The following is a 20,010-nucleotide window of genomic DNA, read 5'->3' on the forward strand; positions in this document are numbered from 1 at the left end:
CAAAAAGAGACCAGCACTAGAATAGGAATTGACGGTGCCCTGTAAAGGAGGCAGTTTTGGGGGAGATCGTTACCAAAAGGGAACTACCTCAATGGCCGTCACCGCACGAAAGCCGATGCCGGACGTGCAGTCCTGCGACACGTCCACGTGGGATGCCGGAAACTGTCCGGTCCGGGACGTGATGAACCAGATTGCCGGAAAATGGTCGACACTGCTTTTGCAGGCGCTCGCAGAAAAGCCGTACCGGTTCGGCGAGCTGCGGCGGCTTGTGCCCGATATTTCCCAGCGGATGCTGACGCAGACGCTGCGGGATCTGCAGCGCGACGGTTACATCGATCGGCAGGTGTTTCCGACCAAGCCGCCAAGCGTCGAATACCGGATGACGCCGCTAGGCTACTCGCTGTTTGAACCACTCTCGGCAGTGCTTGCGTGGGCAGAAAGCAACCACGCTCATGTCAGGGCGGCGCGGTCGAAGTTCGACGAGGGCGATCTCCGCTAAAACAAAGGGCGGCCCGAAGACCGCCCTTGTCATTCCACTATGTCACACGGATCAGGCGTCGAGCGACGCCATGTCGATGACGAAGCGGTAGCGCACGTCGCTCTTCAGCACGCGCTCATAGGCTTCGTTGACGTCCTGGATCTTGACCATCTCGATTTCCGAAACGATGTCGTGCTTGCCGCAGAAATCCAGCATGTCCTGGGTTTCCTTGATCGAGCCGATCATCGAACCCGACAGGCTCTTGCGGCCCGGGATCAGCGAGAAGGCATGAACCGGGATCGCATGCTCCGGTGCGCCGACTATGACCATCGAGCCGTTCACCTTGAGCAGGCCGAGATAGGCGTTCCAGTCGATCGCCACGCCGGCCGTGCAGATGATCAGATCGAAGGTGCCGGCAAGCTTGGTGAAGGTTTCCGCGTCGCTCGTCGCGTAATATTCCTTGGCACCGAGCTTCAGGCCATCTTCCCTCTTGGACAGGCCCTGCGAGAGGACGGTGATGTCAGCGCCCATGGCGGAACCGATCTTGACGCCCATATGGCCGAGACCGCCCATGCCGACGATCGCGACCTTCTTGCCAGGGCCAGCCTGCCAGTGGTGGAGCGGCGAATAGAGCGTGATACCGGCGCACAGCAGCGGAGCGGCAGCGTCGAGCGGAAGATTGTCCGGGATGGACAGGACATAGCCTTCCTTGACGACGATGTGATCGGAATAGCCGCCCTGGGTGGCCGCATTGCCGTTCAGCGTATCCACGTCGTTATAGGTCTGGACAAGGCCCGGCATGTACTGCTCGTTGTCGACATCGCGCGCTGCGCAGCCGACGCAGCTATCGACGAAGCAGCCGACGCCGACGCGGTCGCCGACCTTGAATTTGGTGACGGCCGAACCGACAGCGGTGACGATGCCGGCAATCTCGTGACCGGGAACGATCGGATAGACGGCGTTCTTCCACTCGTTGCGGACGGTATGGATGTCGGAATGGCAGATGCCGGCGAATTTGATATCGATCACCACGTCATCTTCGTTCGGCTCGCGGCGCTCGAAGGTAAACGGTGTGAGCGGCTTGGTGGCGTCGGTCGCGGCATAGCCTCGTGCAATAGCCATGGAAAACTCCATTCATTTTCAGTTGAAATCAACTGCCGGACTATGCCGATCCGTCGTCATAAGCGTTAGATCGATCCTGCAAGCTTCTTGCACGATCCTACAAATTCCGTTTTCGGATACTACCTCTGTCTTGTGCCTGATATGGATTTGCCATGTCAGTGCCCGAACGCGCGACGGTGGTGAGACTTCATGACAATTTCCTTCATGCCTTATCAGGAACTGACGGCACTCGCTGCCCGGCATGCGGTCGAAGGCAATGACGGCACGACTGCGATCGAAGGGTTGCGGCTGCACCGATGTTCGGCTCCAACAGCGCCGCTTCATACGGCCTATTCTCCCAGTTACACGCTGGTCCTACAGGGCTCCAAGAGCCTGACGCTTGGCCGTGAGACGTATCGCTACGGCGTTGGTCAGTATCTTCTGACATCACTCGATCTGCCCGTCGCGTCCTGGGTGGTGGAGGCCAGCGGCGATATTCCCTACTACTGCCTCTGCCTCGATCTGAAGATGGAGCGGCTGCACGAATTGTTCGACCGTATCAACTTCCAGCCAGAACTCTCTGGCAAGCGAGGGATACCGCGGGCTGACGGTCAACCATGCGTCGCCTGATCTGATCGATGCGACAACCAGACTGGTGCGGTTGCTTGATACGCCATCCGATATCGCTGCGATGGTGCCGCTTATCGAACAGGAGATCTTCTACCGCCTGCTGACCTCGCCCGATGGGCCAAGGCTTGTCCATATGGCCATGTCGGAAACGCAGAGTTCCAGAATCGCACGCGCCGTCAGCTGGTTGCGATCAAATTTCCATCGTCCGCTCAAGATCGAGGATCTGTCGGATCATGTGGGAATGAGCCCGTCCTCGTTCCACCATCACTTTAAGGCCGTGACGGCTCTCACGCCTGTCCAGTTCCAGAAGCATCTCCGCCTTCATGAGGCGCGCCGGTTGATGCTGGTCGACGGGCTGGATGCAGGCAATGCCGGCCACCGCGTCGGTTACCAGAGCCCGTCCCAGTTCAGCCGCGAATATGGCCGTCTCTACGGCATGTCGCCGAGCCGTGACATCAGCGCAGTGCGTGAGCCGTCTGCCGGCTGATCGCGGTTGAGGCGGGTGAGCGCGACTTCTCTCTTGCTTTGCAAAGCCAGTTCCTTCCGCATCTTATTCACAGGACCCGCCAGAAGCACTTGACGGACATGTGAAATCATTTATACCGGCAGAACCGTACCGTACGGTACTTCAGAGGTGAGCCGTGAGAACCGAAACCGCAGACATGCCCGACTTTTCGCCGCGCCAGAACGAGGTTCTGGAGCAGGCGCTGCGTCTGCTCGTCGAAGGCGGTGAGAAAGCACTCACCACATCCGGGCTTGCACGCGCTGCAAGCTGCTCGAAGGAAAGCCTCTACAAGTGGTTCGGTGACCGCGAAGGCCTGCTGGCGGCGATGATCGCCCATCAGGCCGCCAAGGTCCGCACGTTCGAGCGGTCCGGCGAGCGGTTGAGTGCCGAGCTTCTGCGGGATCATCTCGAACTTTTTGCACGCGATCTGCTGGAGGTTTTATCCGGCGATGTGTCGCTGGCGCTCAACCGGCTGGCGATCGGCCAGTCGGGACCGGGTGCCGGACCGAACGGATCCAAGCTCGGCAAGCTGCTGGTCGAGCATGGCCGCCGCCAGATCGACCGTCGCGCAATGGCGCTGATCGATGCGGGCAAACGGGTAGGGCTCCTGCGGTTCGACAACGCGGATGCCGCCTATCATACGCTTTACGGCCTGATCGTCTCCGACCTGCATGTCCGCATGCTGCTCGGCGAACCCGGGTTGAAGGATACTGCACGCCAGGCGGAAAGAGCCATCGATGCCTTTCTGTCGCTGTATCGCACCGAGAAACAGCCGCTGGAGGTGTCACGCACCTCCGCGGCCCGCTAATCATCAACAACAGTTACGTTCATAGGGAAGGAACATATGATGCGCGTTTATTACGATCGGGATGCTGATCTCAATCTCATCAAGTCCAAGAAGGTTGCCATCATCGGTTACGGTTCGCAGGGTCGCGCCCACGCGCTGAACCTGAAGGACAGTGGTGCCAGCAATGTCGTCATCGCCCTGCGTGCCGATTCGCCGACCGTCAAGAAGGCCGAAGCAGATGGCTTTAAGGTCATGACCGTTGCCGAAGCTGCCGCCTGGGCAGATCTGATGATGATGGCGGCTCCCGACGAGCTGCAGGCAGACATCTACAAGGCCGACATCGCCGGCAACATTCGCGACGGCGCTGCGATTGCTTTCGCCCACGGTCTCAACGTCCATTTCGGCCTGATCGAGCCGAAGGCTTCCGTCGACGTCGTCATGATCGCACCAAAGGGCCCAGGCCATACGGTTCGCGGCGAATATCAGAAGGGCGGCGGCGTTCCTTGCCTCGTTGCCATCGACCAGAACGCGTCCGGCAATGCGCTTGAGATCGCTCTCTCCTACGCTTGTGGCGTTGGCGGCGGCCGGTCCGGCATTATCGAGACCACGTTCAAGGAAGAGTGCGAAACCGATCTGTTCGGCGAACAGGCCGTTCTCTGCGGCGGTCTCGTCGAACTCATCCGCGCCGGTTTCGAAACGCTGGTCGAAGGCGGTTATGCGCCTGAGATGGCCTATTTCGAATGCCTGCACGAAGTGAAGCTGATCGTCGACCTGATCTATGAAGGCGGTATCGCCAACATGAACTACTCGATCTCCAACACGGCCGAGTGGGGCGAATACGTCACCGGTCCGCGCATCATTACCGCCGAGACAAAGGCCGAGATGAAGCGGGTTCTGACCGATATCCAGACCGGCAAGTTCACGTCCGACTGGATGCAGGAATATCGTGCCGGTGGCGCTCGCTTCAAGGGCATCCGCCGCATGAACGACAAGCACCAGATCGAGGAAGTCGGCACCAAGCTTCGCGCCATGATGCCATGGATCGGCAAGAACAAGCTGGTCGACAAGGCCGTCAACTAAGCGAATTCGACAGCGATCAAGAGGAAGGCCGGAGCCCAAAAGCTCCGGCCTTTCGCATTTCCGGAGGCGGTCGAGCGGGGAGATCGCCATTCGGGGCTCCCGGTCAACCTTTGCTTAAGCAAGTTCTGCAATTCTTTCCCGCAGTTCGGATCGATCCTGATCCAGTTCAGCGTATTGGGTGGGCGTCTCGTGAGCATGTGGACCAAGCATCACAAGAAGAGAAAATTCGGCCGTTTCGTCCTGCCGGCAATCACGATCGCTTTCGTTTCCTATTTCGGATATCATTCCGTGCATGGCGAACTCGGGCTGATCGCGACGGAGAAATTCGAGAAGCGGCGGATCGAGCGCGTTGCCGAGCTTACAAGGCTGACCGACGGTCGCAAGGCGCTGGAGCGTCAGGTCCAGCTGATGAGCGACGGTTCGCTCGAGAAAGACATGCTCGACGAGATCGCCCGTTATCAGCTCAACGTCTCCAAGCGCGACGAGATCGTCATCTTCAACAACTACTTCTAAATTAACCGCATTCCAGTTAATTTCACAATTCAGCAACGATATCAGTGATTTAATTTGGATGTGAGCCATGCAATTATGGCATTGCTGGTCCGTGCTTTCTTCCCTATGTTACGCTCCGAAACCAGGGTGCGTCATTTTGACATGATGTCCCCTTTATAAAGAGCAGCACACAGGGAGGGATCGATGGCGCAAGCTAAAACCGCGTCTACGTCCGGCCGCAAAACGGCGGCAAAGTCTGCAACCCAGAACGTTTCAAAGGATTTTACCGGCAAGAATATGTCGGACTTCGGCAAGGATGACGAGCTGCACGCGTATCGCGAAATGCTGCTCATCCGCCGCTTCGAGGAAAAGGCCGGCCAGCTTTACGGCATGGGTTTCATCGGTGGTTTCTGTCACCTCTATATCGGCCAGGAAGCTGTCGTCGTCGGCATGCAGATGGCGCAGAAAGAGGGCGATCAGGTCATTACCGCCTATCGTGACCACGGCCATATGCTGGCAACCGGCATGAGTGCCCGTGGTGTGATGGCGGAACTGACGGGGCGTCGCGGCGGCTATTCCAAGGGGAAGGGCGGCTCGATGCACATGTTCTCCAAGGAAAAGCAGTTCTACGGCGGCCACGGCATCGTCGGCGCACAGGTGTCTCTCGGCACCGGTCTTGCCTTCGCCAATGCCTATCGCGGCAATGACAGCGTATCGGTCGCCTATTTCGGCGATGGCGCTGCCAACCAGGGCCAGGTGTACGAGAGCTTCAACATGGCTGCTCTCTGGAAGCTCCCGATCGTCTACATCGTCGAGAACAACCGTTATGCGATGGGCACATCGACCGCCCGCGCGACGGCGCAGTCGAACTATTCGTTGCGTGGCTCCGGCTTCGGCATTCCCGGCATCCAGGTGGATGGTATGGATGTTCGCGCCGTTAAGGCCGCCGGCGACGAGGCGCTCGCGCACTGCCGTTCCGGCAAGGGTCCGATCATTCTCGAAATGCTGACCTACCGCTACCGTGGTCACTCGATGTCCGACCCGGCCAAGTATCGCTCCAAGGAAGAAGTGCAGAAGATGCGCTCCGAGCAGGATCCGATCGAACAGGTGCGTCTGCGCATCCTCGACGGTGGCTGGGCGACCGAGGACGAACTGAAGGCGATCGACAAGGATATCCGTGACGTGGTCTCGGATTCTGCAGATTTTGCCCAGAACGATCCGGAGCCGGATGTATCCGAGCTCTACACCGACATTCTGCTCTGATCGCGGGGAGGGAACCTCAATGCCAATCGATATCCTGATGCCCGCGCTTTCTCCCACGATGGAAGAAGGCACGCTCAGCAAGTGGCTGAAAAAAGAGGGTGACAAGGTCACCTCCGGCGACGTGATCGCCGAAATCGAGACCGACAAGGCGACCATGGAAGTGGAAGCTGTCGATGAAGGCGTGATCGGCAAGCTGCTGATCGAGGCCGGCACCGAAAACGTCAAGGTCAATACCAAGATCGCAATCCTGCTTGCCGAAGGCGAAACCGCCGACGACATGAAGGCTGACAAGCCTGCACAGGAAAGTGCGCCCCAGGCAGACGCTCCGAAGGCCGATGCCGACACTCCGGCTGCGACCTCCGATGCGGCCGGCGGCAAGGCCCGCGAAGCCAAGGACGAGACACCTGCTGACGCCAAGGTACCGGCCCAGCCGAAGATCGACATTGCTGCCGATCCGGACATTCCAGCTGGCACCGAAATGGTGATGACCACGGTTCGCGAAGCGCTTCGCGATGCCATGGCCGAAGAAATGCGTCGCGATGGCGATGTGTTCGTGATGGGTGAGGAAGTCGCCGAATACCAGGGCGCCTACAAGATCACGCAAGGCCTGCTGCAGGAATTCGGCGCGCGTCGCGTTGTCGATACGCCGATCACCGAACACGGCTTTGCCGGCGTCGGCGTCGGCGCTGCCATGGCGGGCCTGAAGCCGATCGTCGAGTTCATGACGTTCAACTTCGCCATGCAGGCGATCGACCACATCATCAACTCGGCTGCCAAGACGCTCTACATGTCCGGCGGCCAGATGGGTGCGCCGATCGTGTTCCGTGGTCCGAACGGCGCCGCTGCCCGCGTTGGCGCACAGCACAGCCAGGACTATGCCGCTTGGTACAGCCAGATCCCGGGCCTCAAGGTCGTCATGCCCTATACGGCTGCCGATGCGAAGGGTCTTCTGAAGGCTGCGATCCGCGATCCGAACCCGGTCATCTTCCTGGAAAACGAGATCCTCTACGGGCAGCAGTTCGAAGTGCCGAAGCTGGACGATTTCGTCCTGCCGATCGGCAAGGCGCGTATCCACAAGACCGGCAAGGACGTGACGGTCGTGTCCTTCGGCATCGGCATGGCCTATGCCACGAAGGCGGTTGCCGAACTCGAGAAGGACGGCATCGATGTCGAACTGATCGATCTTCGCACCATCCGTCCGATGGACCTGCCGACCGTGATCGAATTGGTGAAGAAGACCGGTCGTCTTGTGACCGTCGAGGAAGGCTATCCGCAGTCGTCGGTTGGTACCGAAATTGCCACCCGCGTGATGCAGCAGGCCTTCGACTATCTCGATGCGCCGATCCTGACGATCGCCGGCAAGGACGTGCCCATGCCTTACGCCGCCAACCTTGAAAAGCTGGCGCTGCCGAATGTCGGTGAAGTCGTTCAGGCGGTGAAGACCGTCTGCTACAAGTAAGGGACCGGTCATGCCGAAATCTTCTGTGAAGCAGATTCTGCCGGTTTCCGGTTCTTGGTTCCGAGTAATCGGCACCAAGAACAACCCGGTCTTTGAAAGAATTGTGTTCTGGGCCTTGGTCAAGACTGAAGACACCGAGGTGATCGTCGGTGTCCCGCGCGAAGAGATTGGCGTGATTGGTGCCGTAGACGGCTGGCTTGAAGACGTTGCCGGTTACATCGAAGTGACGCCTGAAGACGTCGCCCGGCTGACGGAACATCCTGACGAACTTGCCCAGTTTGAACTTGTGTGGGCGGAGGATTAACATGCCTATCAACATCACCATGCCTGCCCTGTCGCCGACCATGGAAGAGGGCAACCTCGCGAAATGGCTGGTCAAGGAAGGCGATACGGTCAAGTCCGGCGACGTGATCGCCGAAATCGAGACCGACAAGGCGACGATGGAAGTCGAAGCCGTCGATGAAGGCGTCGTCGCCAAGCTGGTGGTTCCGGCCGGCACCGAAGGCGTCAAGGTCAACGCCCTGATCGCCATCCTTGCGGTCGACGGCGAAGATGTTTCGGCTGCCGCTTCCGGCGGCGAGGCTCCGAAGGCTGAAGCCCCGAAGGCAGATGCTCCGAAGGCTGAAGCAGCTCCTGCGGAGAAGGCGTCCGAAGCGCCGAAGTCCGAAGCCAGTTCCGACAAGCCGCTGACGGATGCCGCTCCGGCACCGTCGACGCCTGCTCCGAAGGCAGAAGACGGCAAGCGTGTGTTTTCGTCGCCGCTCGCCCGTCGTATGGCCAAGGAAGCCGGTCTCGATCTCACCGGCGTTACCGGCACCGGCCCACATGGCCGTGTCGTCAAGGCCGATATAGAGAAGGCAGCCGCTTCCGGCGGTGCAAAGTCTGCTCCGTCCGCGACGACGCCGGCAACCGCCGGTGCCGCTCCGGCTGCAGCTGCGCCGATGGCAAAGGGTCCGTCGGACGACAACATCATGAAGCTGTTTGCGGAAGGCTCCTACGAGCTTCTGCCGCATGACGGCATGCGCAAGACGATCGCCTCGCGCCTGACCGAGTTGACCCAGACGGTTCCGTCGTATTTCGTTTCGATGGACTGCGAACTCGATGCGATGCTGAAGCTGCGCGCCGAGATCAATGCGTCCGCACCGGTGAAGAAGACGGAGAAGGGCGAGGTTCCGGCATTCAAGCTTTCCGTCAACGACTTCATCATCAAGGCGATGGCGCTGGCCCTGCGGGATGTTCCAATGGCGAACGCGTCCTGGACGTCTTCTGCCCGCGTCCTGCACAAGCATGCGGATGTTGGTGTCGCCGTATCGATCCCGGATGGTCTGATCACTCCGATCGTCCGCAAGGCCGAGACGAAGACGCTGTCGGTCATCTCCAACGAGGTCAAGGATCTTGCCAAGCGGGCCCGCGACAAGAAGCTGAAGCCGGAAGAATACCAGGGTGGCACCACGTCGGTGTCCAACCTCGGCATGTTCGGCGTGTCCAACTTCACGTCGATCATCAACCTGCCGCAGGCCTCGATCGTTTCCATTGGCGCCGGTGTCGAAAAGCCGGTCGTTCGTGGCGGCAAGCTCGAAGTCGGCACGGTGATGACGGCAACCTTCGCCTTCGACCACCGCGTCATCGACGGCGCGCTCGGCGCAGAGCTTGCCTCGGCCTTCAAGCGCTACATCGAAAGCCCGATGGGCATGCTGGTTTAAAAAACTCTCGGCCGCGGCCTATATCGCGGCCGTTCCCATCCGCGAATGCGCTTGATGCGTGACATTTGTAAGCTGCTCCACCATATTTGATGGAGCGGAATACGGTCCGCTCAGGAGCACGTCGATGGCGAATGAACCGGTAGATATGATCATGCCCATGCTGCGTGAAATACGCGGCGAAATGCATGAAATACGCGGTGAACTCGGTGCCGTAAAACAGCAATTGCACAAGCTTGAGATCGGCCAGAAGAGTATTCGCAATGCGCTGACCGCGGATACAATGCTCTCGAAGTTCATGACCGGTGATTTCTAGGAGCGGATATCCGAGCTTGAAAGCAAGGTCGAGACGCTGATGAAAGGGACCTGACCTCGACAGAGACAGGTCGGCAGGGAATGACTGGGCGTATGGACACTATGAAAACCGTTCTCTGCTTCGGCGACAGTCTCACCTGGGGGTATGACCCCGTTGGTCCCGGTCGTCACGCGTTCGAGGATCGCTGGACGAGCGTGCTCGGCGCGGCACTCGGAGACGAGGTCACGGTGATTGCCGAGGGCCTGAACGGGCGCACTACCGGCTACGACGACCATCTCGCCGATTGCGATCGCAACGGCGTCAAGAATTTCCCGACCGTCCTGCATACCCACATGCCGCTTGATCTGGTCGTGATCATGCTTGGCACCAACGACATGAAGCCTGTCATCGCCGGGACGGCACATGCGGCGCGGGCCGGGATCCAGCGGCTGGTCGCGCTGATCCGACATCACGAATGGTCGTTCGACTATGATGCACCTGACGTGCTGATCGTTTCGCCGCCGCCGCTTTGCGAGACCGGGGATCCGATCTTTTCGGCGATGTTCCAAGGTGGGATCGAACAGTCGTCGATGCTGGCCTCGCTTTACCGCGATCTCGCCGACGAGCTCGGGTGCGGCTTCTTCGATGCAGGATCGGTCGCAAAGACCAGCCCGCTCGATGGTGTGCACCTGACGGCGGAAGACACCCGCGCCATCGGTCGCGGGCTTGAGCCGATCGTCCGGATGATGCTCGGCATCTGACCCAAGAATTCACATCGGCAGGCCGCGTATGGATGGTCGCCGCAGACACAGACTTTAAAAGACAAAGGCAGGAAACAATGGCTCAGTCCTACGATCTCATCGTTATCGGCGCCGGTCCGGGCGGTTATATCGCCGCGATCCGTGCATCCCAGCTGGGCATGAAGGTTGCCGTCGTAGAGCGCGAACATCTTGCCGGCATCTGCTCCAACTGGGGCTGCATCCCGACCAAGGCGCTGCTTCGGACCGCCGACGTGCTGCATACAGCCCAGCATGCCAAGGATTACGGCCTGACGCTGGAAGGCACGATCACGCCCGACGTCAAGGCGGTCGTTGCGCGTTCGCGCGGCATTGCCAACCGCATGAACAGCGGCGTCGGCTTCCTGTTCAAGAAGAACAAGATCGATATCATCTGGGGTGAAGCCAAGGTCACCAAGCCGGCATCCGGTTCGCAGATGGCCGAGATCGTCGTCGGCAAGATCACCAAGGAGATCGTGCAGCCGCAGGGTCCGGTTCCCAAGAACACGCTGGGCGAGGGCACATACAACGCCAAGCACGTCATCGTCGCCACCGGCGCCCGTCCGCGTGCGCTGCCGGGCATCGAGCCGGATGGCAAGCTGATCTGGACCTACTTCGAAGCGATGAAGCCTGAGGAGTTGCCGAAGTCGCTGCTCGTCATGGGATCTGGCGCGATCGGCATCGAGTTCGCGTCCTTCTATCGCACGATGGGAGTCGACGTGACCGTGGTGGAGATCATGAGCCAGGTCATGCCGGTCGAGGATGCCGAGATTTCGGCCTTCGCCAAGAAGCAGTTCGACAAGCAGGGCATCAAGATCCATCTCGAAGCCAAGGTCGCGAAGGTCGAGAAGGGTGCAAACTCGATCACGGCCACGATCGAGAAGAAGGACGGCACGTCGGAGAAGATTACCGCAGACCGGATGATCTCGGCTGTCGGTGTGCAGGCCAATATCGAGAATATCGGCCTTGAGGCTGTCGGCGTGAAGACCGACCGCGGCTTCATCGTCATCGACGGTTACGGCAAGACCAATGTCGAGGGTATCTATGCGATCGGCGATGTCGCAGGCGGTCCGCTGCTGGCGCACAAGGCCGAGCATGAAGCCGTCGTCTGCATCGAGAAGATCGCCGGTCTGCCGAACGTCCACGCCATGGACAAGAGCAAGATCCCGGGCTGCACCTATTGCAACCCGCAGGTCGCCTCGGTTGGTCTGACCGAAGCGAAAGCCAAGGAGCAGGGCCGCGAGATCCGCGTCGGCCGCTTCTCATTTGCGGCGAACGGCAAGGCCGTTGCGCTCGGCGAGGACCAGGGCATGGTCAAGACGATCTTCGACAAGAAGACCGGCGAACTTATCGGTGCGCATATGGTCGGGGCGGAAGTGACCGAACTGATCCAGGGCTTCGTCGTCGCCATGAACCTCGAGACGACGGAAGAAGACCTGATGCACACCATCTTCCCGCATCCGACGATTTCGGAATCGATGAAGGAAAGCGTTCTCGATGCCTATGGCCGCGTCCTGAACGCTTAGGTCTCAGCCCGGATTGCATATGGGCGGCTCGCCGCCCATATCTGCTGAAGAGGTTTGAACGGAGTAAGACATGGGCGTCGGCTGGTTTGCAGCAATCATCATCGGAGGCCTGGCAGGCTGGCTTGCCGGCAAGCTGATGGATATGCGCTTCGGCATCTTCATGAATATCGTGATCGGCATCGTCGGCGCGGTGATTGCCAACGCGATCTTCAATGCGGCCAACATCCATGTCGCCAGCGGTTGGCTGGGTTACCTCGTGCAGGGTTTCGTCGGCTCGTGCATTTTGCTATTTGTCGCAAAACTCGTCAGGCGTTGACGGTACCCGCATTCAAGGCGGTTGAGGACAGTAATTTATGGTCACCATTCTCGACAGGATAAACCTCATCACCCCGGCAACGGGCGATGAGAAGCGTGTCCGCCATCCGGAAAAGGCGCATCGGCCAGATACCGAGGTGCTGCGCAAGCCCGAATGGATCCGTGTCAAGGCGCCGGTTTCCAAGGGCTATCAGGAAACCCGCTCGATCGTGAAGGAGCACAAGCTCGTCACTGTTTGTGAAGAAGCGGGTTGCCCCAACATCGGCGAGTGCTGGGACAAGAAGCACGCCACGTTCATGATCATGGGCGAGATCTGCACGCGCGCCTGCGCCTTCTGCAACGTCTCGACAGGAAAGCCGAACGCGCTCGACCTGTCAGAGCCTGAAAACGTCGCAAAGGCCGTCAAGGAGATGGGCCTCAGCCACGTCGTCATCACCTCGGTCGATCGTGACGATCTGGCCGATGGCGGTGCGGAGCATTTCGAAAAGGTGATCTGGGCAATCCGTGCAGCGTCACCGTTGACGACGATCGAGATCCTGACGCCGGACTTCCTCAAGAAGCCGGGCGCTCTCGAGCGCGTCGTTGCGGCAAAGCCCGACGTCTTCAACCACAATATGGAGACGGTTCCTGGCAACTACCTGACGGTTCGCCCCGGTGCGCGGTATTTCCACTCGGTTCGTCTGCTGCAGCGGGTGAAGGAACTGGATCCGACGATGTTTACCAAGTCGGGCATCATGGTCGGCCTCGGCGAAGAGCGCAACGAAGTGCTGCAGCTGATGGACGACCTGCGGACCGCCGACGTCGACTTCCTGACGATCGGCCAGTATTTGCAGCCGACCCGCAAGCATCATGCGGTGATGAGTTTCGTGACGCCGGAAGAGTTCAAGTCCTACGAGACTGTGGCCTATACGAAGGGCTTCCTGATGGTGGCGTCCAGCCCGCTGACGCGATCGTCGCATCACGCAGGCGATGATTTCGCCCGTCTGCGCGCCAATCGCGCCCGCAAGCTGCTCGCAGCAGCGGTGTAATCCGCACTTCTGCGGTCTGGCGGCCGATCACTCGGCCGCTTGAACCTTCTCGATCTTATCCTGGTTCTTGTCCTGCCCGCGGCGGCGCTCGCGCAGCGTCGTACGATGTCCGCGTGTCTCGGCTTTCGCCATTTCCACAAAATAGGCGAGCATGGGGAGCTGGTTCATATCGGCCAGTTGCTTGGCGGATTCGAGCAGCTTGATCATTTGTGTGAAGTCATCCATGGAATGCGTCTTTCCGACAGGTAAAAGCCAGTCATCTCCCGTGAAGCGTTATACGCAGGATTGATCCCGCGGATCATTACAACTTCATTGCTGAGACATTAAAATTATTTAATCTTTCGGCGTCCCGTTATCGAGCCGAGCGGCGACGTCCCAGATATGCCTTGAAGCAACAACCCGCCAGAGGGCAGGGCCATTTTTTTGGACGACAGCGAGAGCGCAGGATTTGGGCGCGCCTGATGTTGAAATCGCACCGACACATGCGTCAGCTTCTTGATCTTCTGCCTGTGCGCGATTAACTCCACGACATGCCCAAGTTCGAAATACGCCGCCCCGTCAAGCATAGTCCCGAGAAGATGTACGCGCTGGTCGCCGACATCGAGAAATATCCGGAATTCCTGCCGCTTTGTGAAGCGCTGTCGATCCGTTCCCGCAAGGAACGTGATGGCAAGGAGTTGCTGCTTGCCGACATGACCGTCGGCTACAAGGCGATTCGTGAGACTTTTACGACCCAGGTCCTGCTGCATCCGGCGGAGCAGGCGATCGATGTCAAATATATCGAAGGTCCGTTCAAGTATCTCGATAACCGCTGGCGGTTCGAGCCGGCGACGGACGGTTCCGACGGTTGCACCGTTGCCTTCTTCATCGACTATGAATTCAAGAGCATGATTCTCGGCGCGCTGATGGGTTCGATGTTCGACCGCGCTTTCCGCATGTTTGCTGAAGCGTTCGAAGCGCGCGCGGACAAGATCTACGCCTGATTAGGGTCAGGTTCAGGCCGCCGCCTCGAGCAGCATGTCCAACGCTGTCATGATGGTCGCAATCCGGATCTCGGTTCGGCCGATGTCGCCATAGCGCATCTCCCGGTGCAGGATCTTTCCGTTCCGGCCGCGCGCTGCGAGATGGACCAGCCCGACTGGCTTTTCGGACGAGCCGCCGCCGGGGCCTGCTATGCCTGTTACGGCAACCGCGAGACCGGCGCGAGAGCGGAACAGGGCGCCAGTTGCCATCAGCAGGGCAGTTTCCCTTGAGACGGCGCCGTGTGTTGCAAGCACCGACGAGGGCACTCCCAGCATGTCTGTCTTCGCGTCATTGGTATAAGTGACAAAGCCGCGATCGACGACCGCCGACGACCCGGCGATTTCGGTCAGCGCGCCTGCGATCAGGCCGCCGGTGCAGGACTCCGCCGTCGAGACCATCAGCTTGCGCGCCGAAAACGTCTCGATGATGCGCCGGGCCTGTGCCTCGATATCATCAGGAAAGAGGCTCATGCCCGCACCGATCCGAACACCACGGTGGCTGTGGCAATCGCTGCGATCCCCTCGCCACGGCCGACAAAGCCGATCTTCTCGTTGGTTGTCGCCTTGACCGAACAGCGGTCGAGCGAGATGCCGAGGATTTCGGCGAGCTTTTCGCGCATTTCCTGACGATGCGGTCCGACTTTGGGGGCTTCCGCGATTAGCGAGACATCGGCATTCATGATGGTGCCGCCGTGTTCGCGCACGATCTTCGCAGCGTGCTCAAGAAAGATCCTCGAGGCCGCGCCCTTCCACTGCATGTCGGACGGCGGAAAGTGGTCGCCGATGTCGCCGGCGCCGCAGGTGGCGAGCAGCGCGTCGGTGAGGGCATGCAGCGCCACGTCGGCATCCGAATGGCCGCTCAGCTTCTGATCGTGCGGAATGAAGATCCCGCACAGCGTCACGCCGTCGCCGGACACGAGCTGGTGGACGTCGTAGCCATTGCCGGTGCGAACATCCGGCAGATAGTGTGGGGCAGGGTTGCCCTGCGTGAGTTTTTCGTCAGCCATATCGATATCCCGCTTCAGCGTCAGTTTGATATTGTCGACGGAGCCTTCCACAATCGTCACGGCAAGGCCCGCCCATTCGGCGATCGAGGCATCGTCGGTGAAGTCGTCGTGGCGAAGGGCTGCGGCCTTTTCATGCGCGGTGCGGATTTCCGAGAGACGGAAGCTCTGCGGTGTCTGGGCCGCATAGAGCCCCGCCCGCGAAACCGTTTCGTGCACCAGCCCGTCCGATCCGCCACGCTTCAGCGTATCGGTCACCGCCATCGCCGGCAAGATTCCGTCATTGCCCGCGGCAAAGCCCTCTGCAATGCGATCCAGCAGTGCGTGGTCGACGAAAGGGCGGGCCGCGTCATGGATCATCACGTGGGTCGCCTCCGTTGCCGCAATCGCCCGCAGGCCCTCGTAGACGGAGCGCTGCCTTGTATCGCCGCCGAAGGTGACAATGATGTTCTCGGCTCCGCCAAGTCCGTCCGTCGAGGCGGCGTAGAGCGCCTCGTCTTCCGGGTGGATGACCACGACGATCGGGCCGCTCTTTGGCCAGGTCAGAAATTTCTGCAGCGTATGATGAATGACTGGCAAGCCACCGATACGGCGATATTGTTTTGGCCCGTCTCCCGGCGCACCCGCACGCTCTCCGCGGCCAGCAGCCACGATGACGATGCCTATCTTGAAGATCTCGCCGTCCATGAGCCCTCGGAAATTGGTGGGAGGTTGACAGCCGCAGAACTATAGGACCAAAAGCCTTAATTCCAGCACGTCGCTTAAAAATAACGCAGCTCGTGAATTGCCCTTGGCAAACGCATGACTCCTGAATAAAAATAGTGCAGAAGAATTATCTGCCCGAAAGATCATCATTTGTCGCTCCCTGATCTATCCTCATCTTTTCATATCGGGCCAGTCGCCATCCGTAATCGGGTCGTCCTGGCGCCGATGTCCGGCGTCACCGATCTCCCGTTCCGCACGCTTGCCTGGCGTCACGGTGCGGGTCTGGTCGTGACCGAGATGGTGGCGAGCCGCGAATTGGTGATGAACCGGGAGGAATCCTGGTCGCGTCTGCAGGGAACGGGGATCACGCCGCATATGGTGCAGCTCGCCGGTCGCGAAGCGCACTGGATGGCGGAGGCGGCAAAGATCGCCGAAGCCAATGGTGCCGATATCATCGACATCAACATGGGCTGTCCGGCCAAAAAGGTGACGGGTGGCTATTCCGGTTCGGCGCTGATGCGCGATCCCGATCACGCGCTGTCGATGATCGAGGCGACCGTCAAGGCGGTCAACGTGCCTGTCACCGTCAAGATGCGGCTCGGCTGGGACGAGAATACCATCAACGCGCCAGACATCTCGCGCCGTGCCGAACAGGCCGGTGCCCGGATGATCACCATTCATGGCCGCACCCGCATGCAGTTCTACGAGGGCAAGGCGGACTGGGATGCCATTCGTGCCGTGCGCGATGAGATCAAGATCCCGCTGATCGCCAACGGCGATGTCGAGACGCCGGAAGATGCAGCCGAGATCATCCGGCGCTCGGGCGCTGATGCGGTCATGGTCGGACGCGGTGCGCAGGGTCGTCCCTGGCATATCGGATGGCTTGCCGGCGCTTCTGCACCTGGGCGCGAGGAGATGGCTGTCATCGTCGTTGAACATTACGAAGCGATGCTGGAGCTTTATGGCCGCGAGGCCGGGCTTCGACACGCAAGGAAACATCTCGGCTGGTATCTCGACCGGTTCGCGCCGAACCTGCCAGCAGATCAGAAGGGCGCAATCATGATCTCGAAGGACGCGACCGACGTTTCGAAAAGAATGTCGTCGGCACTGCTCGACGGTGCGTTCGATGAGTCGCGAAGGAAGGCAGCATGACCAAGTCTCCCGCACCCGATGCCGCGCAGGGACAAGCGCTGGCCATGGCGGTTCTCAATTCCGTTCAGAACCCGGTCATTCTTGTCGATGCCGATGGCAGGGTCGCATTCGCCAACTGGGAAGCCGAATCGTTCTTCGGCTCCAGCGCCTCGCATCTGGCCAAGAACACGATCTCGAGTTTCATTCCGTTCGGAAGCCCCCTTCTTGCGCTGATCGATCAGGTGCGCGAGCGCCGGGCGCCGGTCAACGAGTACCGCGTCGACCTGTCGTCACCGCGCCTCGGCCAGGAAAAGCTGGTCGATCTCTATGTGGCTCCTGTCGTCAGCGAACCTGGGTCTGTCGTCGTGGTGTTCCAGGAACGCTCGATGGCCGACAAGATCGACCGCCAGCTGACCCACCGGGCCGCAGCGCGCTCCGTGACCGGTCTTGCGTCGATGCTGGCGCATGAGATCAAGAACCCGCTCTCCGGCATCCGCGGAGCAGCCCAGCTGCTTGAGTCGGTCGTGCCGGACGAGGACCGCTCGCTGACCCGGCTGATCTGCGACGAGACCGACCGGATCGTCTCGCTGGTCGACCGTATGGAGGTGTTTTCCGACGAGCGTCCGATCGACCGTATGGCGCTCAACATCCATTCCGTGCTCGATCACGTGAAGGCCATCGCCAAGGCCGGGTTCGGACGCGACATCAGAATCGCGGAAATGTACGATCCGTCGCTGCCGCCGGTCTATGCCAACCGCGACCAGCTGGTGCAGGTGTTTTTGAACCTCATCAAGAATGCTGCCGAAGCGGTGGGTGATCAGCCGGATGCGGAGATCATGCTGACCACCGCCTACCGTCCGGGCATCCGCCTGTCGGTTGCCGGCACGCGGGAGAAAATCTCGCTGCCACTGGAATTTTGCGTCATCGACAACGGTCCGGGCGTGCCGGCCGATATCCTGCCGCATCTGTTTGACCCTTTCATCACCACCAAGACGAACGGTTCCGGCCTTGGTCTGGCGCTGGTTGCTAAAATCATCGGTGCCCATGGCGGCATCATCGAATGCGACAGCCAGCCGCGCCGGACGATATTCCGCGTTCTTATGCCCATGCACAAGGAAGAAGGCGGCGATGGCCGCGCCTTGAACTTCACAGGAAGCGATTAATGACTGCCACGATCCTTGTCGCAGACGACGACGCAGCCATCCGCACGGTTCTCAACCAGGCGCTGACCCGCGCCGGTTATGACGTCCGCATCACATCGAATGCCGCAACGCTATGGCGCTGGATTTCCGCCGGCGAGGGCGATCTTGTCGTCACCGACGTGATCATGCCGGATGAGAACGCGTTCGATCTTCTGCCGCGCATCAAGAAGGCGAGACCGGATCTTCCGGTACTCGTCATGAGCGCCCAGAACACGTTCATGACCGCCATCAAGGCCTCAGAGAAGGGCGCCTACGACTATCTGCCGAAGCCGTTCGACCTTACCGAGCTGATCGCGATCATCGGGCGGGCGCTGGCTGAACCGAAGCGCAAGCCGGCTCGCCTCGACGACGATACGCAGGACGGCATGCCGCTGGTGGGCCGTTCGACGGCGATGCAGGAAATCTACCGCGTTCTGGCGCGTCTGATGCAGACCGACCTGACGCTGATGATTACCGGCGAGTCGGGCACCGGCAAGGAGCTTGTCGCCCGCGCGCTGCATGACTACGGCAAGCGCCGCAACGGCCCCTTCGTCGCCATCAACATGGCGGCAATCCCGCGGGATCTGATCGAGTCGGAACTGTTCGGCCACGAAAAGGGTGCCTTCACCGGCGCCCAGAACCGCTCGACCGGCCGCTTCGAACAGGCAGAAGGCGGCACGCTGTTTCTCGACGAAATCGGCGACATGCCGATGGATGCCCAGACGCGGCTTCTTCGTGTCCTCCAGCAGGGCGAATACACGACGGTTGGCGGTCGCACGCCGATCCGCACCGACGTGCGCATCGTTGCCGCGACCAACAAGGACCTGAAGCAACTCATCAACCAGGGTCTGTTCCGCGAGGACCTTTACTATCGCCTCAACGTCGTTCCCTTGCGCCTTCCGCCGCTCAGGGATCGCGCCGAGGATATTCCCGATCTCGTCCGCCATTTCATGCAGATGGCGGAGAAGGAAGGGCTCGACGGCAAGCGTTTCGAAACGGAAGCGCTGGATGCGATGAAGGCCTATGCCTGGCCGGGCAACGTCCGCGAGCTGGAAAACCTCGTGCGCCGCCTGATGGCGCTTTATCCACAGGATGTGATCACCCGCGAGATCATCGAAACGGAGCTTCGCTCCGATGTGCCGGATAGCCCGATCGACAAGATGACGGCCCGTTCAGGGTCTCTCACCATTGCCCAGGCGGTCGAAGAGAACATGCGGTCATACTTTGCCGGTTTCGGCGAAAACCTGCCGCCGCCGGGACTCTACGACCGGGTTCTGACGGAAATGGAATATCCGCTGATCCTCGCTGCTCTGACGGCCACCCGTGGCAACCAGATCAAGGCGGCGGATCTTCTCGGCCTCAACCGCAATACGCTGCGCAAGAAGATCCGCGAACTGGGCGTTTCGGTCTATCGCAGCTCGCGCGGCGCATAGTCCTGTCATTTCCCTTCGCCACAATCGCTTGACACTTCTGCTTCATCGTTGCATTTTCGCCACAAAGCGTTGCTTAAACATCACGCAGATTTACGCTTC

General features: G+C 60.0%; 21 protein-coding genes and 1 pseudogene. 18 read left to right on the forward strand and 4 right to left on the reverse strand.

All coding sequences use genetic code 11. The features are described from left to right. Positions 1-91: 91 nt before the first annotated feature. Entirely contained in the window at positions 92-499 is a 408-nt protein-coding gene (locus ACQY1J_RS11125; protein WP_430251458.1) for a winged helix-turn-helix transcriptional regulator, read from the forward strand. Positions 500-550: 51 nt separating this feature from the next. On the opposite strand, the gene ACQY1J_RS11130 is transcribed toward ACQY1J_RS11125, so the two are convergent. Further along, the gene (locus ACQY1J_RS11130) at positions 551-1,600 is read right to left on the reverse strand and encodes an NAD(P)-dependent alcohol dehydrogenase (protein WP_430251459.1); all 1,050 of its coding nucleotides are present in this window, start codon (positions 1,598-1,600) and stop codon (positions 551-553) included. Between the two features lie 189 nt (positions 1,601-1,789). Here ACQY1J_RS11130 and ACQY1J_RS11135 point away from each other — a divergent pair. From ACQY1J_RS11135 to lipA, 13 genes and pseudogenes are all read left to right on the forward strand, one after another. Further along, a pseudogene (locus tag ACQY1J_RS11135) lies at positions 1,790-2,696 on the forward strand (AraC family transcriptional regulator N-terminal domain-containing protein). Positions 2,697-2,871: 175 nt separating this feature from the next. Next, a complete protein-coding gene (locus ACQY1J_RS11140; protein WP_062581008.1) occupies positions 2,872-3,522 on the forward strand; it encodes a TetR/AcrR family transcriptional regulator in 651 nt (216 codons plus the stop codon). A 39-nt stretch (positions 3,523-3,561) separates the two neighbouring features. Beyond that, positions 3,562-4,581: a ketol-acid reductoisomerase gene (gene ilvC / locus ACQY1J_RS11145; protein ID WP_062456348.1), complete on the forward strand. Its 1,020-nt coding sequence runs from the start codon at positions 3,562-3,564 to the stop codon at positions 4,579-4,581. Positions 4,582-4,776: 195 nt separating this feature from the next. Next, positions 4,777-5,094 carry an FtsB family cell division protein gene (locus tag ACQY1J_RS11150; RefSeq protein WP_062581006.1) on the forward strand — a complete coding sequence of 106 codons (318 nt, stop codon included), beginning with the start codon at positions 4,777-4,779 and terminating at the stop codon, positions 5,092-5,094. A gap of 183 nt (positions 5,095-5,277) precedes the next feature. Then, positions 5,278-6,336, forward strand: coding sequence for a pyruvate dehydrogenase (acetyl-transferring) E1 component subunit alpha (gene pdhA / locus ACQY1J_RS11155; RefSeq protein ID WP_062456352.1), 1,059 nt, complete (start codon positions 5,278-5,280; stop codon positions 6,334-6,336). Between the two features lie 19 nt (positions 6,337-6,355). Then, positions 6,356-7,795, forward strand: a complete 1,440-nt coding sequence (locus tag ACQY1J_RS11160; protein ID WP_430251460.1) for a pyruvate dehydrogenase complex E1 component subunit beta — start codon at positions 6,356-6,358, stop codon at positions 7,793-7,795. A 10-nt stretch (positions 7,796-7,805) separates the two neighbouring features. Next, entirely contained in the window at positions 7,806-8,099 is a 294-nt protein-coding gene (locus tag ACQY1J_RS11165; RefSeq protein WP_092660695.1) for a hypothetical protein, read from the forward strand. A 1-nt stretch (position 8,100) separates the two neighbouring features. Next, complete coding sequence (locus ACQY1J_RS11170) at positions 8,101-9,498, forward strand: pyruvate dehydrogenase complex dihydrolipoamide acetyltransferase (protein ID WP_430251461.1); 1,398 nt, start codon at positions 8,101-8,103, stop codon at positions 9,496-9,498. Positions 9,499-9,622: 124 nt separating this feature from the next. Further along, positions 9,623-9,811, forward strand: a complete 189-nt coding sequence (locus tag ACQY1J_RS11175; protein WP_430251462.1) for a hypothetical protein — start codon at positions 9,623-9,625, stop codon at positions 9,809-9,811. Between the two features lie 101 nt (positions 9,812-9,912). Next, entirely contained in the window at positions 9,913-10,551 is a 639-nt protein-coding gene (locus ACQY1J_RS11180) for an SGNH/GDSL hydrolase family protein (RefSeq protein ID WP_430251914.1), read from the forward strand. 77 nt (positions 10,552-10,628) lie between these two features. Further along, entirely contained in the window at positions 10,629-12,092 is a 1,464-nt protein-coding gene (lpdA, locus tag ACQY1J_RS11185) for a dihydrolipoyl dehydrogenase (protein ID WP_430251463.1), read from the forward strand. Between the two features lie 70 nt (positions 12,093-12,162). Next, complete coding sequence (locus ACQY1J_RS11190; protein ID WP_062456372.1) at positions 12,163-12,408, forward strand: GlsB/YeaQ/YmgE family stress response membrane protein; 246 nt, start codon at positions 12,163-12,165, stop codon at positions 12,406-12,408. A gap of 37 nt (positions 12,409-12,445) precedes the next feature. Further along, positions 12,446-13,435 carry a lipoyl synthase gene (gene lipA / locus ACQY1J_RS11195; RefSeq protein WP_062580989.1) on the forward strand — a complete coding sequence of 330 codons (990 nt, stop codon included), beginning with the start codon at positions 12,446-12,448 and terminating at the stop codon, positions 13,433-13,435. A 27-nt stretch (positions 13,436-13,462) separates the two neighbouring features. Here lipA and ACQY1J_RS11200 read toward each other — a convergent pair whose 3' ends face one another. Then, on the reverse strand, positions 13,463-13,642 hold the full coding sequence (locus tag ACQY1J_RS11200; RefSeq protein ID WP_249406346.1) for a hypothetical protein: 180 nt from the start codon (positions 13,640-13,642) through the stop codon (positions 13,463-13,465). Positions 13,643-13,965: 323 nt separating this feature from the next. On the opposite strand from ACQY1J_RS11200, the gene ACQY1J_RS11205 reads away from it, so the two are divergent. Next, positions 13,966-14,418 (forward strand): type II toxin-antitoxin system RatA family toxin, encoded by a 453-nt coding sequence (locus ACQY1J_RS11205; protein ID WP_062456381.1) that lies wholly within the window; start codon positions 13,966-13,968, stop codon positions 14,416-14,418. A gap of 12 nt (positions 14,419-14,430) precedes the next feature. Here ACQY1J_RS11205 and ACQY1J_RS11210 read toward each other — a convergent pair whose 3' ends face one another. Beyond that, the gene (locus tag ACQY1J_RS11210) at positions 14,431-14,928 is read right to left on the reverse strand and encodes a CinA family protein (protein WP_184653352.1); all 498 of its coding nucleotides are present in this window, start codon (positions 14,926-14,928) and stop codon (positions 14,431-14,433) included. Continuing rightward, complete coding sequence (locus tag ACQY1J_RS11215; RefSeq protein WP_430251464.1) at positions 14,925-16,148, reverse strand: bifunctional 2-C-methyl-D-erythritol 4-phosphate cytidylyltransferase/2-C-methyl-D-erythritol 2,4-cyclodiphosphate synthase; 1,224 nt, start codon at positions 16,146-16,148, stop codon at positions 14,925-14,927. Before ACQY1J_RS11215 ends, ACQY1J_RS11210 begins: the two co-directional genes overlap by 4 nt. 147 nt (positions 16,149-16,295) lie before the next feature. On the opposite strand from ACQY1J_RS11215, the gene dusB reads away from it, so the two are divergent. From dusB to ntrC, 3 genes are read left to right on the forward strand one after another with little or no spacing between them, the layout of a single operon-like run. Next, on the forward strand, positions 16,296-17,318 hold the full coding sequence (gene dusB, locus ACQY1J_RS11220; RefSeq protein ID WP_430251916.1) for a tRNA dihydrouridine synthase DusB: 1,023 nt from the start codon (positions 16,296-16,298) through the stop codon (positions 17,316-17,318). Then, positions 17,315-18,460: a two-component system sensor histidine kinase NtrB gene (locus ACQY1J_RS11225; RefSeq protein WP_430251465.1), complete on the forward strand. Its 1,146-nt coding sequence runs from the start codon at positions 17,315-17,317 to the stop codon at positions 18,458-18,460. The genes dusB and ACQY1J_RS11225 overlap by 4 nt, the downstream gene beginning before the upstream one ends. After that, positions 18,460-19,911 (forward strand): nitrogen regulation protein NR(I), encoded by a 1,452-nt coding sequence (ntrC, locus tag ACQY1J_RS11230; RefSeq protein WP_062456396.1) that lies wholly within the window; start codon positions 18,460-18,462, stop codon positions 19,909-19,911. Before ACQY1J_RS11225 ends, ntrC begins: the two co-directional genes overlap by 1 nt. Positions 19,912-20,010 lie beyond the last annotated feature (99 nt).

Source organism: Neorhizobium sp. DAR64860/K0K1 (assembly GCF_050500205.1).
Lineage (GTDB): Bacteria > Pseudomonadota > Alphaproteobacteria > Rhizobiales > Rhizobiaceae > Neorhizobium > Neorhizobium soli.

What these genes read in the sequence shown, in the direction of transcription:
- ACQY1J_RS11125 (WP_430251458.1), top strand. Translation starts at nt 92, where the DNA reads ATGGCCGTCACCGCACGAAAGCCGATGCCGGACGTGCAGTCCTGCGAC.
- ACQY1J_RS11130 (WP_430251459.1), bottom strand. Translation starts at nt 1,600, where the DNA reads ATGGCTATTGCACGAGGCTATGCCGCGACCGACGCCACCAAGCCGCTC.
- ACQY1J_RS11140 (WP_062581008.1), top strand. Translation starts at nt 2,872, where the DNA reads ATGCCCGACTTTTCGCCGCGCCAGAACGAGGTTCTGGAGCAGGCGCTG.
- ilvC (WP_062456348.1), top strand. Translation starts at nt 3,562, where the DNA reads ATGCGCGTTTATTACGATCGGGATGCTGATCTCAATCTCATCAAGTCC.
- ACQY1J_RS11150 (WP_062581006.1), top strand. Translation starts at nt 4,777, where the DNA reads ATGTGGACCAAGCATCACAAGAAGAGAAAATTCGGCCGTTTCGTCCTG.
- pdhA (WP_062456352.1), top strand. Translation starts at nt 5,278, where the DNA reads ATGGCGCAAGCTAAAACCGCGTCTACGTCCGGCCGCAAAACGGCGGCA.
- ACQY1J_RS11160 (WP_430251460.1), top strand. Translation starts at nt 6,356, where the DNA reads ATGCCAATCGATATCCTGATGCCCGCGCTTTCTCCCACGATGGAAGAA.
- ACQY1J_RS11165 (WP_092660695.1), top strand. Translation starts at nt 7,806, where the DNA reads ATGCCGAAATCTTCTGTGAAGCAGATTCTGCCGGTTTCCGGTTCTTGG.
- ACQY1J_RS11170 (WP_430251461.1), top strand. Translation starts at nt 8,101, where the DNA reads ATGCCTATCAACATCACCATGCCTGCCCTGTCGCCGACCATGGAAGAG.
- ACQY1J_RS11175 (WP_430251462.1), top strand. Translation starts at nt 9,623, where the DNA reads ATGGCGAATGAACCGGTAGATATGATCATGCCCATGCTGCGTGAAATA.
- ACQY1J_RS11180 (WP_430251914.1), top strand. Translation starts at nt 9,913, where the DNA reads ATGAAAACCGTTCTCTGCTTCGGCGACAGTCTCACCTGGGGGTATGAC.
- lpdA (WP_430251463.1), top strand. Translation starts at nt 10,629, where the DNA reads ATGGCTCAGTCCTACGATCTCATCGTTATCGGCGCCGGTCCGGGCGGT.
- ACQY1J_RS11190 (WP_062456372.1), top strand. Translation starts at nt 12,163, where the DNA reads ATGGGCGTCGGCTGGTTTGCAGCAATCATCATCGGAGGCCTGGCAGGC.
- lipA (WP_062580989.1), top strand. Translation starts at nt 12,446, where the DNA reads ATGGTCACCATTCTCGACAGGATAAACCTCATCACCCCGGCAACGGGC.
- ACQY1J_RS11200 (WP_249406346.1), bottom strand. Translation starts at nt 13,642, where the DNA reads ATGATCAAGCTGCTCGAATCCGCCAAGCAACTGGCCGATATGAACCAG.
- ACQY1J_RS11205 (WP_062456381.1), top strand. Translation starts at nt 13,966, where the DNA reads ATGCCCAAGTTCGAAATACGCCGCCCCGTCAAGCATAGTCCCGAGAAG.
- ACQY1J_RS11210 (WP_184653352.1), bottom strand. Translation starts at nt 14,928, where the DNA reads ATGAGCCTCTTTCCTGATGATATCGAGGCACAGGCCCGGCGCATCATC.
- ACQY1J_RS11215 (WP_430251464.1), bottom strand. Translation starts at nt 16,148, where the DNA reads ATGGACGGCGAGATCTTCAAGATAGGCATCGTCATCGTGGCTGCTGGC.
- ACQY1J_RS11225 (WP_430251465.1), top strand. Translation starts at nt 17,315, where the DNA reads ATGACCAAGTCTCCCGCACCCGATGCCGCGCAGGGACAAGCGCTGGCC.
- ntrC (WP_062456396.1), top strand. Translation starts at nt 18,460, where the DNA reads ATGACTGCCACGATCCTTGTCGCAGACGACGACGCAGCCATCCGCACG.